Raw genomic sequence first — 18,172 nt, forward strand, 5'->3', positions numbered from 1 at the left:
ACAATTGCTAACCAGACTCAGGTTAAAATTGTTTAAAACGTCGACTTTGCGGATGAACTTCTAGAACCACCCAACTCCGGACTTTTCGGACAGTCTCCGGCATCCTGCCGGCAAAAGCCTTGAGATCTGCCACACCGAGCCGGCTGGAAGCCGGCGTTACAAACTAAAATATTCCGCCATCTTGCGTAGAGACGCATCGTAGCGGTGTTGAATATTGAAATGGCCGCCTTCAAATTCGTCATAGGAATGGGAAATCCCGAGCTTCTTTAGCTCTTTTACAAAAACTCTCGCTCCAACCATCAAACCAAATTCGTCGCGATTGCCGCAATCGATGTAAACCATTCCATAATCGCCGAGATTCTCCCCTTTTGTCTTCACGACTTCGACCGGATCCAGCTTTTTCCATTTCTTCCAGATCCGGTCTCGCATCTTCCCGGTTTCTTCATCAAACGGAAGATCAAACTGTGAGATCTTTTTTTCCGGATTGGGCGAATAACATGCAGACATGGCAATCGTATTCAGCAATGCATGATCCTCTTTCCCTGTTTTTGGAATCTGGTCAAACCTTTCAAGAACTTGCTGAAGACCCCCCTGTTTCTGAAGCAAACGAAAAGCCGCGGGGAAATCGGGAATGTAGCAGTATTCAAAATACATATCACCGGAATGACAGGCGACTCCGGAAAAAAGCTCGGGCCTTTCCATGGCCAGCGAAATCGCGCCGAAGCCTCCGCTCGATTTCCCCAGGACGCCGCGGAAACGTTTGTCTTTTTTCGTTCGATACATTTGATCCACAAAGGGCAGCACCTCTTCCGTCAGATAGGACCTGTAGTCTCCCACTGCGGGTGAATCGAGGTACTGGCTGCCTCCATAACGGGTAAAACAGTCCGGAAAAACCAGGATCATTTCGGGCACTCCGGAAGCGACAAGGCTGTCCATCCTCTCATCAATCGTCGGGATCCACGCTTGAAAGTTGAACCAGGACCATCCACTTCCGGTGAATCCGGAAAGGCACAGGATCACCGGGTATTCCGTATTACTATTGTAGTACGATGGAGGTAAGTAAACGGGTAGATCCCGGATGAAAGGATCTCCCAGAGGATTGGATCGCAAAATCCGGCTCTCCAGTCGTTCCACAACGACACGCGAACCTGGCCGATTCATTTTTTACTTTTGATCCTTTGAACCCTTGAATCCTATTTGTAGACACGCAGCTGGACGTCATCAATGACAACAGCCGAATCGAAGTTCTTATCGAAATGATTGCTCAACGAAAATTCAATTGCGAGCGGGCCGGACGCCATCGCGGTACGGAAGGGCTCCCTAAAAGTACGATAGTACGATACGTGCAGCAGTCCCGTTTCGTATTTCCAGGTGGGATTGCATTTGCTTTCCCGAAAACGGTCGTCTCCCCGAATCACGAGATTTTTTGATTCGGGCGCCGCGCCGGAATCGTCAAAAGCCGCCAGCACCACCGGTCCACCAACGGTAAGCAGGCGGACGAGAAACGTATCGTTGCCAAGGTCTGTGGATGTATTTTCGTTCGTCAGAAACTTGACTTTAAAATCGACCCGAATCCAGGAAGGTTTTCCGCTGAACGCCAGACTGGGTGAGCGCAGGACACTCTCCAAACCCTCCACAGAATTGGCGCCACACATAGTGATGGAATCCTCTTCATTGTTTGTGCTGAATGCAACCCAGTATTTTCCCGGAGCATCACCGGCACAAAAGGAAGGCGCAATGCAAAGATCGCCTGCCATTTTCCAACCGGCCAGGTCAGCATCGTCAAAATTCGCGTTTAACAGTACCTGTTCTTCCGCGAAAGCCATGGAGCCTAGAAATGCTATCGCCAAAACCAGAAGGAAAGGTCGTCTCATGTTACGAGCATTTTAACGCAAAGACGCCAAGGCGCAAAGGGAATCAATTACTTAGCGTCTTTGCGCCTTTGCGTTGATTTCTCTTTCGGTTTCTTTTTCACCGAAACAACCTTCTTGTTTATCTTCTTAAAATCCTTTAGGAAGTCGACTTTCTTATCTCCCACAGTTTCACCTCTATATTTCTAATACGTCACCGGGCTCAGGAATGATCACATCGACGGACGATTGCCGCACAAAATCCTTTACTTCGGACAGTCTGGTTCTCCTTACGTCTCTCTGGATGTGAGTCAAGGCTAAACGTTCGACCTCTTCTTCTTCCGCCATGGTTACGATCTCGGGAATTTGCCCGTGTCCATGCGTTTCGAAACCGAATGCATACGAGTCATGCACAAGCAGGGAGCAACCACGATACAGGCGCCTCGTATGAGCATTGAAATTCCCATCGCCGCTGTACGCATATTTTCTTCCTTCGGCAAAGACCGCGATCGCATAATTCTTCACGGGATGGGAAGAAACAGCGAACTCAAACCGCGCCTCTCTAAATGAAAAAGGCTCCTGCGTGGAAACTTCTTGAAATTGAATCTCATAATCTATATTCGGAAGAATTCCCTGGTAGGCATAATCAATCATTTCCAGCAGAGTAGACCTTGTTCCCTCAGCCGAAAGAACCAGCAGCGGCTTTTGCCTGTTGTCCTCCGCAAGTCTTACTAAAACCGAAGGCAATCCGAAATAGTGATCAGCATGGCGATGACTGATATAAATTGCATCCAGGTATTCGGGTTCCGGATGAGCTTTCCAGAGAGCATGAGGAACGGCGTAACCGCAATCGATTAGAAGCCGGCAATTCCCCCATTGAAGGATCTGTGAATTGTTCGGTAAATTTTCGTCAAATGCTTCCCCGACTCCAACAAATTCAACTTGCATCAATCGTAGGGTCTTAGAAACTTCGTCTTGCAGGTACCGCACTGTTCAATCGACATCCTTCGATACTGTTTCCTCGCCTGTTCGTCCATTCCGACGGGGTATGGTTCAATCGTTGTGTAATGGAGCACTCCCTTATGACAGTGAGGGCATTCAAAATCTTCCGTGTATTGGAGATCTTTTGTCATTTCTTTCCAGCGCGTCAGCGCATCCATAGTTCTTAGCGTAGCTCAATCTTCCGTGAATGTGCAAGCAGACACTTGGCGTTTTGGTGTCTTGGCGTTTATTTTTTTTACAAAGGAGGATTTCATGATTGCAATAATCGGAGCAACAGGAAACATTGGAAAAACCATTGTTCAAGAATTGTTGAAAAAGGGAAAGAGAGTGCGGGCGATAGCACGTAATTCGCAGCGCCTGAAAGAGCTGGAGGCGCTGGGCGCTGAAATTGCCAGCGGCACTGTGGAAGATGCGGATTTTCTTACGGCAGCATTTCGGAATGCAACGGCAGTCTTTGCCATGAACGCGCCTAACGAGCAGGCCCAAAATCTTCGCGAGTATCAGAAAAAAATTTCTGACGCCATCGGATCGGCTCTGAAAAAATCAACTGTTTCCCATATCGTAAATCTCAGCAGCGTTGGAGGGGAACTTGAAGCGGGAACAGGACCGATCGCAGGCTTGAACTATCAAGAATCACGGCTGAACCAATTGGAAAAAGCGCACGTTCTGCATTTGCGTCCTACTTATTTCATGGAGAATTTCCTTCATGACATCCCGGTGATCCAGGGCATGGGAGTCCACGGAACTCCCTTGAGAGCCGATCTGAGCATGGGGATCATCGCAACAGTCGATATTGGAATGGTAGCAGCGGAAGCACTCGCGAATCTGAATTTTAAAGGTAGAAACCACCGCTACTTATTAGGCCCAAAAGATTACACCATTGCAGAGGCATCTCACATTCTGGCGAAAGCGATCGGCAAACCGGAGCTCCCTTATATACAATTTCCCTACGAAAACGCCTTGCAAGGAATGATGCAAGCCGGAATCTCGGAAGACGTTGCGAAACAATATGTCGAAATGGCTAGGGCAATAAATGAAGGCGTTGTCAGACCAGAACCACGCACAGCAGAAAACACAACTCCCACAACGCTGGAACATTTTGCAGAAAATGTATTCGCGCCGGCGTACCGGAGCGCATGATATCATTTCGCCATGGATGACCCGGTTGAATCAAACGACGAACCACCCAAACAAGGAGGACAGTTTCTGGGATGTGTTTTTTCGTTGATGGCTGCCGCGTTCATTTTTTTTGCTATTTTCATATTCATGCGCGCCTGTGGATAAAACTCACCGCGGAGAACGCGGAGCGCGCTGAGTTAGAAAAAGAATATCTTTTCTCTGCGTTACTCATAGTTCATTTTGTCGCGCTGTTCGAAGAAAAATTAAAAAAACTAGGAGGTAAACCGGATCGATGGATAGACCAGATAAAATCAAATTATCTCCCTATCCCGTAATCCGGTTTATCCCCTTTGGGGTGCGGGGCGGAGCTCCGCTCTGCGGTCTCAGCGTACTCTGCGGTAAAAGATGAAACTGAAAGTTGTGGGCCTGGGCGGTTCTCTACGTCCTGGATCCTCCAGCGCCTTGGCTTTAAAGCTGGCTCTGGAATTTCTTGAACAAAAGGGACACGAGACCGTTACGCTTCTTCTTTCTGAGCTTCGCTTGCCTGGTTTTGAAACCTGTGAGCAGCTGGAAGGTTATCCGGAATCGGTTCCTTTGATGCTAAACCATATTCGCACGGCCGATGCCCTTATCTTTTCGACACCCGTTTATCATGGGACACTCAGCGGCGCAATCAAAAATGCAATGGATTTTCTGGAGTATCTTGCGGATGATCCGAATCCGTATTTGACCGGTAAAGTGATTGGTTTGATCTCCACATCAGGAGGCACTCCGGGAATCAACGCCATTAACACGATGGATTACGTGAGTAGAGCTTTGCATGGCTGGGTCTGTCCTACCACCGTAGCAATCCCAAACAGTTACAGACAGTTTGATGAAGAGAACAATCTGAAGGATGAAAAACTAAGAGCGAGAATCCTGCAGATGGCTCATGAGTTAGAATTCGCCGCGCAGAGGTTTAAGAAATCGTAGCCGGAATCCAATCCTTTCCCTGATAGGAATTACGCTGCAACAGCTCCTCTGAAATCAATGCAACAATCATTTTCTTTTCATTGCACCAATCCGGCGCGACAAGTAAATTCGAAGGACATTCGGCGCTCAGTCTCAAGACAATCATCTCGGGTGGAAGCAATTCCAGGATACGGGCCGTCCACTTTGCGTAGTCCTGCATCGAAATCAATTCGAATGGCGTTCGTTCATACATCCTTTGCAGGGGCGTGCCCCGCACGATGTGCAGGTTGTGAATTTTGATCGCGTTTACGGGCAGCGAAGCGATATCGTTCGCAGTCTGATACACCGTTTGTTCCAACTCCCATGGGAAACCAACAATGATGTGTGTACCAATTTGGATGCCGCGCCCGGCCGTGCGCAGAACAGCATCCTTAAAATCGGCGTAAGTATGCGCGCGATTGATGCGCCGCAAAGTTTCGTCATTGCTGGATTCCAATCCGTACTCGATCCACACTTCATGAGAACCCGCGAATGTCTGGATCATCTCCAGCACTTCATCGGACGCGCAGTCCGGACGAGTGCCTATGCAAAGTCCTACAATTTCAGGGAACTGATGGATCGTATTGTAAGCATCGTAAAGAGTGTCCAGCGGACCGTAAGTATTTGTGTAAGCTTGAAAATAAGCGATGAATTTCCTGGCCCCATATCTCCTTTTCGACCTTTCGATGCCGGAGGACAACTGTTCCGAAACACTCGTTTTCTGACTGAAATTAAAACTGTCATTGTTGCAATAGATACATCCGCCGACTGCCTTTGTTCCGTCACGATTGGGACAGGTGAAACCTGCGTCAATGGAAACTTTATGAACGCGTTCTCCGTAGCGTTCCCTTAAGTAGTCGTTGTACGAACGATAGAGTTTCAAAGGATTACCGGCTGTACTGTTTGAGTTTCTCTTTTAGCGCCGGATCATCATCGCCTGTAAGCTCCAAATAACGTTTCAAATGGTCCACAGCGCGCGCGTTGTTTTTCTGCAGCTCGTAGGCAAGGAAAAGCGAGTAATGAGCCGCCGCAAGATCCGGCTTGAGCTGTAAAGCTTTTTCATTTTCCTGAATCGATTGAGGTAGCTGACCTTCCATCAGGTAAATAGCTCCCAGATTGTTGTAAGCTTCCGCATAGTTGGGATTCAGGCGAATCACTTTTTTGAAAGACTCTTTTGCGGCTTCCCTTTTGTTACTGAGGTTCTGAATGACACCAAGATTGTAGGTGGCAGGAATATTCTCCGGTTCCAATGCCAGGAGTTTTTCGTAGGCACCCTCTGCTTTGTCCGTTTTCTGCTGTATTAAATAGGTTTGCGCCAATCCTTCCCAGCTCGTAGCGGAAGAAGGATTTAGAGAAGTAGATTTAAGAAATGCATTTTCCGCGCCTCTGTAGTCCATCCGGTTCATCAACAAATCACCGATTTGCTCCCAGGCTTGCTGATGTGATTCATTCAGCTCAACCGCTTTTTGAAAAGCAACCAGGGCTTCCTGGGTTTTATTCAGACTCTTTTTAGAGGCACCCAGCAAATAATGAACTTGCGGATCGGTGGGATTCTTCTTCAAGACATCCTCATAAATCATGATGGCTTCCTCATACCGTCCTTCTTGATGAAGCGCTTTGGCAGAGGCAATTTCATTTTGAAAGGAGGTCACATTCACCTGATCGATAGAAGGATCTGTTCGTTTTTCGGAATCGATAGGGATCTCTTTTCTCGAATCATCGGTTTTAATACCATCTTTCTTGGGATCTACGATTACCGGATCCGGTTCGTTGAAGAAAATAAAATACGCGGCGGTGCCGCCGCCAATAAAGACTACGAACAGAACTGCGAGCAGTATCAGAGGCCCTGTGCTGGACGTCTTAGGTTTCGGCACGGTTTCCGCGACCGTATGCATGGGAGCAGCCGTAGGAATCGGCGGCGGATTTTGCTGCAGTGGCACGCCTTGTAGTAAAGCAGTAGGGGCGGAAGATTCGGGACTCACGGTTGCAGGCCTATTGAATAACTCGGTCGCAGCGGCCGAAGGTGGAACCGTTTTAGGTTTCACCGCTGCCGGTGCAGGGGCCATGTGGAATGTCGGAATGTTCGCTTCCAGATCAGATTCCAATCCGGTTGTCTGCAACAAGCGGCTTTCCAGATACCATTGATGAGCTTTTCGCAGGGCTTCCAACAACTCGTTTACGGATTGAATTCTCTTGGATTTGTCTTTTTCGAGACAGCCATCAATGATTTGCTGGATGGCGTCCGCTGGAACCTTGATCAAACCGGCGATCGGTTGTGGTTGTTCATGAACAATTTTAAAAAATACGGCCGCAAGCTCTCCTTCAAATGCTTTCTTGTATGCGAAAAGTTCGTAAAGAATTGCGCCTAGAGAAAAGACATCGCTGCGCTGATCGACGCGCATGCCCCGCACCTGTTCTGGAGACATGTAGTAAGGGGTTCCCATGACCGTACCGGAAGCAGTCATGTTGGAAGATTCCAGTTTTGCAATGCCGAAATCCATGATTTTGGCAATTCCCTGTTCGTCAATTCTGATGTTCGAAGGCTTTAAGTCCCTGTGAACAATTTGATTTTTGTGAGCGTAACTAATTCCCTCGCAAACCTGAATCAAAATATTGAACTTGTCATCGAGCGTCAACGCCGCTTTTTTCTTGATCAAATGTTCCAGATCTTCGCCATGGATGAATTCCATGGCGATGTACATTCGATCCTCAAATTCACCGAGATCGTAAACGGTCACGATGTTGGGATGGCGAAGTCCGCCGGCCGATTGAGCTTCCCGGATAAACCTTTCGCGGGCGTTCATATCATCGAGCGCAGGTCCGCGCATCACCTTAAGAGCAACGAAACGGCCGAGCGCGGAATCATGCGCTTTATACACTTCTCCCATGCCGCCCCTTCCAAGGACCGATTCAATTTGATATTTGCCGATTTTTTGAGGAATGGCGCCCATGACTAAACGTATAGGATAACATAAGCGCCGAAATGATTCGGTTGAAACTCAGCACGAATGAATTGAACGCGTGCTACATTTCTCTGCCTTAAGAGGGGGTTGGAACATTCTCCAACCTCCCCTTAGTCTCCTCCTTCATAAGGAGGGGAAATCGATTCAACTCACAGCGGCAAGATCGTCCAAGACAAACGCTGGATGAACACGATATTCTACGCATCATCAGAGAGGTGGTTTATGTTGAAAGGGTTCCTTTTATTCGCGACGCTCTTATTCCTACTTTCCTTGCAACCATTTGAAAAATCTCATGCGGAAGAGAAAGACACTTATATCTGTCCGATGGAGTGCAAGAATCTGGAATTTGACAAACCGGGAAACTGTCCCGTTTGTGGAATGGATCTTGTAGAGAAGGCAGCATTTTTGAAGCAAGATACCAGAAAAAAGGTAGGTATCCTGATCTTCGACGGCGTTCAAATTATCGATTACACCGCGCCCTATGAAGTTTTTGGCCAGGCGGACTGCAACGTCTTCACAATTGCTGAAACAAAACAACCGATTACCACTTCGATGAATATGACCGTTACGCCGAAGTACGATTTTGCAAGCGCTCCGCAGGTCGACATCCTGGTGGTGCCCGGAGGTTCCATCGATTCTCCAATCAACAGTGCAAAAACAATTCAATGGATCAAGGAAACATCTGCAAAAGCTCAATACGTTCTTTCTGTTTGCAATGGAGCGTTTTTACTCGCTAAGTCCGGATTACTGGATGGCCTGAGCGCCACCACGTTTTATGGTTTGCTGGATGAACTTACCCGGCAGGCGACCAAAACAAAGGTCGTCCGGAATCAGCGATTCGTGGATAACGGAAAGATCATCACCACTGCGGGACTGAGCTCAGGTTTTGATGGATCCTTGCATGTGGTTTCGAAGATCCGTGGTAAGGGAGAAGCTCAACAAATCGCTTTGCATCTTGAATACAACTGGCAGCCCGATTCAAAATTTGCGCGAGCGGCGCTTGCAGATATGAATGTTCCCAACATCGGATGGCCGGATGGGACACAATGGAAATTCCTTCGCACAGAAGGGACAACGGACCACTGGGAAATGGATGGATTGTTGCGCACGGATATGACGAAAGAAGAATTGTTGAATCACATCCGAACCGGCCTAGTTGCACGCGCGAATTGGAAAGAGACCAAAACCAAACAGAGTCCCGTCAACAGTAACTGGACTTTCTCAGACCGGGACGGCAATCCCTGGAAGGCGAACGTGCAAGTTCAGACAGCTGAAAAAGAGCAAAATGCTTATGTAATCAAACTGGTTTTTGATCGGGCAGGAACCGCTCAGGCGTTTAAGTAAGCGCCAGGCGTAATCCCGTAGATTCGCTTGAAGTGGCGGTTGAAATGGCTCTGATCATAAAAGCCTGATTGCGTGGCAACTTCTACAATCGGCATCCCTTTCGACAAAAGTTTTCGCGCTTTTTCCACACGAATAGAAACGAGATATTCATAAGGAGGAAGTCCGGTCGCTTTCCGGAAAGTTCGCACAAAATGAAATTCACTCAAGCCGGAAAGAGCCGATATTTCATTCAGTGAAATGGTTTGCTGATAATTTTCGACGAGATAGGAAATCGCCCGGTGAATTTTCGAATAGATCAATGCATTTGAATCGATTGCCGCAGAAATTGGCGAATCGGAGTAAGTCGTAATCAGGCGTCCGAGATTCAAGACCATCAAAGACTGACCTTCCATTCTTTCTCCCGAGCGCTCCAGCAACATGTGAGCCTTAGTGAGCGCTGAGGCGAGCTCTTTATCCTGAATTACCTTTTGTGGAAAATGCGGCTGGATCCCTTTTCCATAGATGTCACACGATAGCTTTCTCATAAAACTCTTCGAAGGATAGAGAGACCGATAGGTCAGATGAGATTTGCGTGCGGGATATCCGGTATGAACTTCGCCCGGTTGTATAATCAGGATGCTTCCACGCCCGGCAGAGTAGGTTTTCCCTTCACACCAGAACTCATTGACTCCCTGTTCAACGACCTCAATCACATAGGTCTCATGCCAGTGGCGCGGGAAAAAATGGGAGGAGTCCGACATTCGCAGGAATTCAAGGTTGTTTAGTTCAGGAACGCGCCAGAATTGTGTTGTCACAACTGAGTTAGTATACGTCCCGTAGCATGAAGAAGTTCGCAGCGCTTTTGCCTGTGGTAGTATCATCCAACAAATGCAAATAGAAACACAGGATGCGATCTGTGAAAGCCTGGAAACACTGAGCCAGGCGGGCGATTACTACAAGTGGTTGGCGAATCGAGTGAAGCCTTATATGAAAGGTAAGGTACTTGAAATCGGCGCCGGCATCGGAAATTTTGCGCGCTGGGCTCAAGAAAATGCGGATGAATATCATGTTTCGGATGTCGACCAAAGATTAGTGGCGAAACTTTCACAGGAATTTCACCGCGCGCTCAACTGGGACCTCTACACCCCCTTTCCCAACGATGAATTGTACGACTCGGTGGTCATTCTGAATGTAGTAGAACATCTGGAAGATGATCTTCAGGCCCTTCGATGTTTGAATGCACGGCTAAAACCAGGCGGAAACCTGATTCTAATGGTTCCCGCCATGCAATTTCTTTACGGAAGTTTGGATCGTTCCTTCGGCCACTACCGGCGCTATACCAAAGCATCGATTAGCCGCATCATACGGGCAACTTCTTTCGAGATTCTAAAAACGGAATACATTAACGTGATTGGAATGGCCGGATGGTTTCTATATGGCAAGATTCTAAAACGCCAGAATCTGCCACAACAGCTCTGCAGCCGCTTCAATATCGTGGTGCCTTTATTGAAGTTGGAAAGACTCCTCGCTTATTTCGCAGGCCTTTCCGTTATCGTCATCGCGAGAAAATCGTAAGTAGCGCGGACGTCCCGTCTGCGCGCAGTTTCGCAGGCGAGACGCCCGCGCTACATCCGTTTGCCCGCATACAAAAAAATTGCACTTGCGGCAGCCACATTCAACGAATCAACCTTTCCGGAAAGCGGAATTGCTACCCGCACGGGAGCTAAACTCAAAATCTTTTTCGAAATGCCACGATGCTCGTTTCCAAAAATGAAGCAACTATTCTTCGAAAAATCCAAATCTGAAAGCCGGACCGAACCTTCAGGATCAGCCGCGATCAATGTGATTTGATATTGATTTTGCAATAGCCTCAAAGTTTCCGAAAGCGAATTACTCGCCGCCACAGGCACCTGAAAAACGCTTCCGAGAGAGGTTCTCACCGCTCGCCAGCTATAAGGATGGACCGATGTCTCGTCCACAAGAAGTCCAATCACGCCAAAGGCAGCGCAATTTCGAACAATGGCTCCAACATTCACAGCGTGATCAATGCCATCTAAAGCGACGAGACAACAGGAATCTTTACGAATCAGATGCTCCAGGGAAGCGTCCGGCGGGATTTTTGCCAGCGCCAAACAAGGCTGATTCAGTTTCTGTCCGGTGTTCTCTTCCGTCCATTTTTTCTCCGCAATCCAGATGGTAGTCTCATCCTTTTGGCGCCGTTGAATCAACGGCTTCCATTGTTCAAAATGCTTTTCGGTAATGAGCATGGTCAAGATGCTCAGCTCCGATTGCAACAAACGGGATACCACCTGTTCCCCTTCGGCATAAAAACTGCCCGCCTCGAATTGCTTCCGCCATTGCCGGGAGATGTTGGAAAATGCCTGTACCTGGTGCGCATCGGTCGCTTTCGAAATATGCATAGATTCATTTTACAGTTACAATAAGAAACCACGGAGTTGCGTCATGGCTAAATCGGATCTCATTCGTGTGATGATCGTTGATGATCATCCTGTCGTTCGAGAAGGCATCGCGAGAATCATCAGCACCGACAAAAGAATGGAGTTGGTGGGGGAAGCCGGGTCCGCTCAAGAAGCGATGCAATTGTATCGAAAGGTTCGTCCGGATATCACTTTGATGGATATGCGTATGCCGGATATGAACGGCGCACAGGCCATTGAAAGCATTCGGAACGAATTCACCAATGCGCGCGTCATCATCTTGAGCAGCTTCGATCATGAAGAAGACATCTACCAGGCAATCCAGGCAGGCGCACGCGGCTATTTGTTGAAGGACTCTCCGCGAAATGAGCTGATCTCCGCAATCATTCGCGTTCATGGTGGAGAACGCTGCATCCCTGGTAAAATCGCCACGCGGCTGGCCGAAAGGGTCGGTGGTAACGAGCTAACTTCGCGCGAATTTGAAGTGCTGAAACTGATCACTCAGGGGAAAAGCAACAAAGAAATTGGGGATCAACTCGGCATTTCTGAGGGGACCGTAAAATCTCACGTTAACAACATCCTTTCGAAGCTGAATGTAACGGACCGCACTCAAGCAGTATCCGTCGCTCTAAAACGGGGATTGGTGCACCTCGACTGAAAAATGGTTGACTTTGTCAACTATTTTTCGGGTTAGAGATTTTTCTATAACTTAAGTTATACCTGCCCCTGGGCTACCTTCTGTATTCTTATTCCGAACTTGAGAGCCATGAAGCGTTCTCCTGATTTGAGTATTCTTTAGGCGGATCAAGAATAGTTATGGAAGAAACAAAGCCGATAAGAATCCTCGTCGTGGATAACCACAGTCTGGTGCGCGAAGCCATGACCCGGTTGATCAACATTCAGCCGGACATGAAAGTTGTTGCGGAAGCGCCCAATGGTAAAGTTGCACTCGACTCCTATGAAGAAATCTGCCCCGATGTCACGTTGATGGATCTCAGCATGCCGGTCATGAACGGGATTGAGACTGTAAAAGCTATCCGGAAAACTCATCCCCAGGCGCGATTTATCATTTTGAGCGCGTACGATTTTCCCGAAGACATTCAGAACAGTTTGCAAGTCGGCGCCGTCGCTTATCTCTTAAAGGATACTTCGCGCGATAAACTCATCCGCGTGATCCGCGAAGTTCATCAAGGCCATACTTTTTTATAACTAACCGCCAAGGCGCCAAGACGCCAAGAAAAAAATTAGGATTGATCCTGAGCTTGAAATAGCTTTTCCACAGTTTCAAGCGTATCGATCTCTTCCGGTTTCTTATCCCATCGAATGTTTTTGATTCGTGGAAAACGCAATGCGAATCCACTTGTGTGGCGATCGCTGCGGTTGATTCTGTCAAAGGTGACTTCCAGAACCACCTGAGGTGGAACCACGTGCAAAAAACCTTCATTTCGAATGGAAATCTTGTGGAACAACTCGGACAACTGGAACAGCTCCTTATCCGTAATTCCGGAATAAGCCCTCCCAATGGTTCGAAGCCCATCCCGGTCCTGAACAGCAAAGGTGTAATCCGAAAGCAAACCCGCACGTTTTCCGTGGCCGTACTCCGCCGCGACAACAACAACGTCCAGAGTCACAAGAGCGCGTTTCAGCTTGAGCCATTGCTTTCCTCGCTTCCCCGGCTTGTAGGGAGAATCAGGATGCTTAATCACGAGCCCTTCATTGTTTCGTGAACGGGAAGCATCGAAACATCCTTCGAGTTCGTCGATTGTTTGGATCGTGCGTTGTTCAGAGACAGAGAATCGTTTCGAGTGAAGATTCTGAATCTGCAACAGGCGATTTCTTCTTTCCAGAAGAGGGAGATCAAGAAGTAAGTTGCCGTCCAGAAACAGCAAATCAAAAGCGAAATAGCGACATGGAATCTGATCCAGAATCTCTGCAGCCAGAACCTTCCTGCCGAGTCGATTTTGCAGCAGCGCAAAGCTTAAGATCCGTCCGTCTTTATAAGGAACTATCTCTCCATCCATCAGAAAAGAATGAGATACGTCCTTCAATGTCTCCACGACATCGGGAAAGGACCGGGTAATGTCGTCCAGATCGCGTGAGAAAATCATTACCGTTTGATTCTCTTTGTGAATCTGAGCCCGGATACCGTCATACTTGTCTTCCGCCAATCCACGCCCATCCATGTATTCCAGAATTTTCCCGGGATCCTCTTCCACGGAAGCCAGCATCGGTTTGATCGGATGCAGAAGCTGCATGCGGGCATGCTCCAGGCGCGCGTATCGCGCAAGAACGGCGCACTCTCCGATGTCCCCGAGCAACATATTCGCGTACTGCACTTTTTCCAATGATTGTTCGAAAGCTTTTGCAATCGAGGATTCGACGAGTCCTTCCTGCAAACCGATTCTCATTCCACCGCCCAGAATCTTGATCCAGTACTTCGTTTCCAAAGGGGTGGATCGCATCAGCATTTCGCGAAGCAGATCCCGTCTTTCTCGGGCAACTGAAATTGTAGTAAGCTTCTCGTAGTACGATCTTACTTCTTTCAGGGTCAAGACCGGCTCTTTTTCCTGCGAGGAAAACAATTCCGCAATGGCCGTTCCAAGATCGCCGGTCCGCAACAGCACAGGGCCGAGCCTTTCAACGAATCCGCTTTCCAGATCCTCCAGAGCGTCCCGGATAGCAGCAAAACCAACTCTGGTGACTCTCTGGTCCTTCAGCGCAAACGGATATCCGGTAAAAAACACGCAGGCGATAGAAAGGTCCTCGTCCGTTAAGCCACTCAAATATCTAGCAAGAATTTTTTCCTTTTGCAGCTTCTTTGTTGTTTTGGAAATCTCTTCGCAGCACAAGGCAAAACGCAGCATCTCGAGAAAGATAAGGGGACACCCTCCAGTTGGCAAGTTACATCAACTATGGAAAAGAGCCCGCTAACAAGCTAAATTTACTAAAGTAGCGCGGGCGTCCCGCCTGCGGAGCTCTGCGCAGACGAGACGTCCGCGCTACTTTGTGAGGTTTCATGATCAAACGGTTTCTCAAGTTCCTGCTCCGGACGGTGCTCTCTTTCTTCATGCTTTTGATTCTGTTCATTGTGATTACCGCCTGGACTATGGGGCCAAAGGTCAAAGATAACAGCGCGCTGATACTGGATCTTGCCGGTCCGCTGCCGGAAGAAGGACCTCGGGACTGGAAAACCAAACTGTTGATCGGCGACATTCTCACGATGCGAGGGGTTTTGCGGTCTCTTGAAAAAGCAAAAACGGATGATCGGATCAAGGCCCTGATCGTGAATTCAACTTTTGCAAGCATGGGTCCTGGAAAAGCCCAGGAGCTTCGGGCTGCAATCAAAAAATTTGCTGCGGCATCGAAAAAGCCGGTTTATGGATTCGTTGAAGATGGCGGCACAATCGACTACTACATCTGTTCCGCTGCGCCAAAACTGTATCTACCGCCGGAAAGTGATAGCTGGTTTACTTTGATTGGCATTCGGGCCGAACTCCCTTTTTACAAAGGGACTTTCGATAAGATTGGCGTGGAAGCGCAAATGGATCATGTTGGTATGTATAAAAGTGGAAGTGAAAGTTACACTCGCGAAAGCATGTCTGAACCGGATCGCAAACAGACCAATGAATTGTTGGAGTCTCTTTATCAGCGCATCACTCAAGACATTGCCACAGATCGCAAACTTACTCCCGAAGTGGTTCGAGCGCTGGTGGATCAAAGTCCGCTGATCAGCACCGAATTGAAAGCCACGGGACTTGTGGACGATTTGCTGTATCGCGATCAACTGGAAAGCATGATCAAAAAGAATCTGAAGCTGAACGAGCTTCATGGGGTTTCCATTCTGGAATATCAGAAGCCTTCCTTTCGCGACTTGCTGGATGAAAGACCGGAGAAGATTGCGCTGATTTACGCAACCGGCACGATCATTCCCGGTGAATCGTATCGCGGTTTTGGTGAGGAGTTTCTAGGCTCAGGTACTGTAAGCGAGTCGTTTAAACACGCGCGCGAAGATTCGAATGTGAAAGCAATTGTGTTTCGTGTAGATTCGCCGGGCGGTTCCCCTTCCGCTTCAGACGTTATCTGGCGCGAAGTGCAAATCACGGCGAAAAAGAAGCCGGTTATCGTATCCATGTCCGATGTGGCCGCCAGCGGAGGGTATTACGTCTCCATGGCCGGAACCAAAATCTTTGCGGATCCATCCACCATCACCGGTTCGATCGGAGTTTACGGTGGAAAGTTTTATCTGAAGGGCCTGTATGACAAAATCGGCATGAAAAAAGAAATCGTGAAACGGGGAAAACATGCCGATCTATTCAGCGATTACGTTCCCTTTGGCGAAGAAGAGTGGAAGATCATCCGGAAACATATGGTGGACACTTACGACACGTTCACCCGCAAGGCGGCAGAAGGGAGAAAAAAGACACAACAGCAAATCGATTCCATCGGACAGGGCCGCGTCTGGACAGGCGACCAGGCGCTGTCAATCGGCTTGATTGATAAAATCGGTGGTTTAGTGGACGCCGTCGAAGAGGCGAAGAAGCTTGCCGGGATCAAAGACTTCAGCTATGCAATTTACCCTTCGAATCGAGCAGGAGGATTTGCGGAAATGATCTCCGAAGAGAGCTTTTCTCTCCCGTCCGGTTTTGAGCTAAAACAATTTTGGGCGCTGGCACGCGTTGCAGAAAAAGAACCTGTGCTATTATTAATGCCCTATCGAATCTTCGTCGATTGAACACATAAATGGATCCACACGAACAAGTTAGTTCTCGATCTCTGGCAAACGCCTACGCGTATGTTGAAGGCAAGTTTGTCCCTTTGCTCGATGCAAAAATCAGCATTATGACTCATGCCTTCCTCTACGGTTCGGCGATTTTTGAAGGCATCCGCGGATACTACAATCCCGAACACGACGATGTTTACATTCTCCGATTAGCCGATCACTACACGCGAATGAGGAACAATGGCCGAATCCTGATGATGGACATGGAACAAACTGCTCAACAACTAGCCGATCTGACCGTAGAAATAGTTCGTAAATGCGGATATCACGAAGACATTTACATTCGCCCGATGGCTTACAAATCGGCGCAGCGGATCGGTTTGAGATGGGATCAACAACACGAATTTCTGGTATTTGCGGTCCCAATGGGCTCTTACTTAACTAAAGAGAGACCGTTGAATTTGATGGTTTCATCCTGGCGTCGCATTCAAGACAATGCAATTCCGCCACGCGCGAAGGTTTCCGGCAGCTATGTAAATGTTTCGTTGGCGGCTGCTGAAGCTCGTGAAGGAGGCTTTGACGAAGGAATCCTGTTAAATGAAGACGGGACTGTTTCCGAGGCGGCCGGCATGAATATTTTTATTGTTCGCAGCGGCACACTCATCACCACGCCTGTTTACGATAATGTCTTAGAAGGCATCACGCGGTCGGCGGTGTTCGAAATTGCGCAGGAACTCAAGATTCCCTGCGAAGAACGCACTATAAATCGCAGTGAATTGTACTTTTGTGACGAAGTCTTTCTTTGTGGCACGGGCGCAGAAATCTCCGGAGTCGGTTTCATCGACCGGCGCAAAATCGGAAACGGAGAGACCGGGCCGATTACCAAAAAGATTCAGGATGTCTATTTCCAGGCCGTGAGAGGCAATATCCCGCAATATAAAAAGTGGCTTACACCGGTCTGGAATCGCTAATTTTGTTAGTAGTAGCGAATTCATTCGCTATAAAAATAGCGATTAAAGTCGCTACTACAAACTATGTTTCAAAATCCTTCTGATGCTGTTATCCGAGAAATTCTTGCAACTTCACGTACTATTGCTGTAGTAGGATGTTCCCCAAAGAATTACCGGGACAGCCATAGGATCGCCGAATTATTGATGCACAGGGGTCATCGTGTGGTCCCGGTGAATCCCGGACACAAAGAGATTCTGGGAGTCCCCTGCTACAGAGAGCTCGCATCCATTCCGTTTCCCGTGGAGATGGTGGATGTGTTTCGCCGTTCCGAGTTTGTTCCCGATGTCGCCGGTCAGGCAATTGAAGTTGGCGCAAAGATTCTATGGACGCAGCTGGGTGTGTATCACGAAGAAGCCGCGCAGAAAGCGCTCGACGCGGGTCTAATCGTGATCATGAATCGCTGCCCTGCAATCGAATACCGCCGACTGGGATTTTAGATTTTTCTCTGCAGTGCTAATCCTTGTTTTCGTGCTTTTCAAGCAAGAAATATAAGTGTAAGAAAGGAGATCGGGAGATAAAGGAGATATGGAGATACTTTTCTGAATCGTTTTTCTTTGAAGGATTTTCAAAGAAACGCCGCGTTCTACGCGGCGATTTGAAACGATTCGGAAAAAGTTAGAGCGGCCTTTAATCCCTTTATCTCCACCATCTCCTTTCCCCTTTCTTACCTAACGCGGCATAGCCGACAACCAAAATGATAGCGGAGAGAAGTCCGAATATCGAACAAGGAACTCCGAACCGCAGAAGTCTGGCCGT

The 18,172-nt window shown here is 48.2% G+C and carries 18 protein-coding genes; 9 read left to right on the forward strand and 9 right to left on the reverse strand.

Annotated features, from left to right (window positions below):
* Nucleotides 1–156: 156 nt before the first annotated feature.
* From L0156_18105 to L0156_18120, 4 genes are all read right to left on the reverse strand, one after another.
* Nucleotides 157–1,161, reverse strand: a complete 1,005-nt coding sequence (locus tag L0156_18105) for an esterase family protein (protein MCI0604903.1) — start codon at nt 1,159–1,161, stop codon at nt 157–159.
* A 32-nt stretch (nt 1,162–1,193) separates the two neighbouring features.
* The gene (locus L0156_18110; protein ID MCI0604904.1) at nt 1,194–1,874 is read right to left on the reverse strand and encodes a hypothetical protein; all 681 of its coding nucleotides are present in this window, start codon (nt 1,872–1,874) and stop codon (nt 1,194–1,196) included.
* 174 nt (nt 1,875–2,048) lie between these two features.
* Nucleotides 2,049–2,798, reverse strand: coding sequence for a ribonuclease Z (locus L0156_18115; GenBank protein MCI0604905.1), 750 nt, complete (start codon nt 2,796–2,798; stop codon nt 2,049–2,051).
* Nucleotides 2,798–3,010 (reverse strand): hypothetical protein, encoded by a 213-nt coding sequence (locus L0156_18120; protein ID MCI0604906.1) that lies wholly within the window; start codon nt 3,008–3,010, stop codon nt 2,798–2,800. The genes L0156_18115 and L0156_18120 overlap by 1 nt, the downstream gene beginning before the upstream one ends.
* Before the next feature lie 94 nt (nt 3,011–3,104).
* On the opposite strand from L0156_18120, the gene L0156_18125 reads away from it, so the two are divergent.
* Both L0156_18125 and L0156_18130 read left to right on the forward strand, forming a co-directional pair.
* Nucleotides 3,105–3,992, forward strand: a complete 888-nt coding sequence (locus tag L0156_18125; GenBank protein MCI0604907.1) for an NmrA family NAD(P)-binding protein — start codon at nt 3,105–3,107, stop codon at nt 3,990–3,992.
* A 384-nt stretch (nt 3,993–4,376) separates the two neighbouring features.
* Nucleotides 4,377–4,943, forward strand: coding sequence for an NAD(P)H-dependent oxidoreductase (locus L0156_18130; protein ID MCI0604908.1), 567 nt, complete (start codon nt 4,377–4,379; stop codon nt 4,941–4,943).
* Here the strand turns inward: L0156_18130 and L0156_18135 are convergent.
* Both L0156_18135 and L0156_18140 read right to left on the reverse strand, forming a co-directional pair.
* Nucleotides 4,930–5,844 carry a TIGR01212 family radical SAM protein gene (locus L0156_18135; protein ID MCI0604909.1) on the reverse strand — a complete coding sequence of 305 codons (915 nt, stop codon included), beginning with the start codon at nt 5,842–5,844 and terminating at the stop codon, nt 4,930–4,932. The genes L0156_18130 and L0156_18135 overlap by 14 nt on opposite strands.
* 4 nt (nt 5,845–5,848) lie before the next feature.
* On the reverse strand, nt 5,849–7,912 hold the full coding sequence (locus L0156_18140; protein ID MCI0604910.1) for a protein kinase: 2,064 nt from the start codon (nt 7,910–7,912) through the stop codon (nt 5,849–5,851).
* 234 nt (nt 7,913–8,146) lie between these two features.
* Here L0156_18140 and L0156_18145 point away from each other — a divergent pair, with 234 nt between their 5' ends.
* Entirely contained in the window at nt 8,147–9,268 is a 1,122-nt protein-coding gene (locus L0156_18145) for a DJ-1/PfpI family protein (GenBank protein ID MCI0604911.1), read from the forward strand.
* On the opposite strand, the gene L0156_18150 is transcribed toward L0156_18145, so the two are convergent.
* Nucleotides 9,253–10,062 carry an AraC family transcriptional regulator gene (locus L0156_18150; protein ID MCI0604912.1) on the reverse strand — a complete coding sequence of 270 codons (810 nt, stop codon included), beginning with the start codon at nt 10,060–10,062 and terminating at the stop codon, nt 9,253–9,255. The genes L0156_18145 and L0156_18150 overlap by 16 nt on opposite strands.
* 73 nt (nt 10,063–10,135) lie before the next feature.
* On the opposite strand from L0156_18150, the gene L0156_18155 reads away from it, so the two are divergent.
* A complete protein-coding gene (locus L0156_18155; protein ID MCI0604913.1) occupies nt 10,136–10,822 on the forward strand; it encodes a class I SAM-dependent methyltransferase in 687 nt (228 codons plus the stop codon).
* Between the two features lie 50 nt (nt 10,823–10,872).
* Here L0156_18155 and L0156_18160 read toward each other — a convergent pair whose 3' ends face one another.
* A complete protein-coding gene (locus tag L0156_18160) occupies nt 10,873–11,667 on the reverse strand; it encodes an RNA methyltransferase (GenBank protein MCI0604914.1) in 795 nt (264 codons plus the stop codon).
* A gap of 43 nt (nt 11,668–11,710) precedes the next feature.
* Here L0156_18160 and L0156_18165 point away from each other — a divergent pair, with 43 nt between their 5' ends.
* A complete protein-coding gene (locus L0156_18165; protein ID MCI0604915.1) occupies nt 11,711–12,343 on the forward strand; it encodes a response regulator transcription factor in 633 nt (210 codons plus the stop codon).
* 158 nt (nt 12,344–12,501) lie between these two features.
* Nucleotides 12,502–12,894, forward strand: a complete 393-nt coding sequence (locus L0156_18170; GenBank protein MCI0604916.1) for a response regulator transcription factor — start codon at nt 12,502–12,504, stop codon at nt 12,892–12,894.
* Between the two features lie 35 nt (nt 12,895–12,929).
* Here the strand turns inward: L0156_18170 and L0156_18175 are convergent, their stop codons facing one another.
* A complete protein-coding gene (locus L0156_18175) occupies nt 12,930–14,549 on the reverse strand; it encodes an ATP-dependent DNA ligase (protein MCI0604917.1) in 1,620 nt (539 codons plus the stop codon).
* A gap of 152 nt (nt 14,550–14,701) precedes the next feature.
* Here L0156_18175 and sppA point away from each other — a divergent pair, with 152 nt between their 5' ends.
* From sppA to L0156_18190, 3 genes are all read left to right on the forward strand, one after another.
* On the forward strand, nt 14,702–16,417 hold the full coding sequence (sppA, locus tag L0156_18180) for a signal peptide peptidase SppA (GenBank protein MCI0604918.1): 1,716 nt from the start codon (nt 14,702–14,704) through the stop codon (nt 16,415–16,417).
* 8 nt (nt 16,418–16,425) lie between these two features.
* Nucleotides 16,426–17,376 (forward strand): branched-chain amino acid transaminase, encoded by a 951-nt coding sequence (locus L0156_18185; protein ID MCI0604919.1) that lies wholly within the window; start codon nt 16,426–16,428, stop codon nt 17,374–17,376.
* A 63-nt stretch (nt 17,377–17,439) separates the two neighbouring features.
* A complete protein-coding gene (locus L0156_18190) occupies nt 17,440–17,853 on the forward strand; it encodes a CoA-binding protein (protein MCI0604920.1) in 414 nt (137 codons plus the stop codon).
* The last annotated feature ends 319 nt before the right edge of the window (nt 17,854–18,172 follow it).

The organism is bacterium (genome assembly GCA_022616075.1).
Taxonomy (GTDB): domain Bacteria; phylum Acidobacteriota; class HRBIN11; order JAKEFK01; family JAKEFK01; genus JAKEFK01.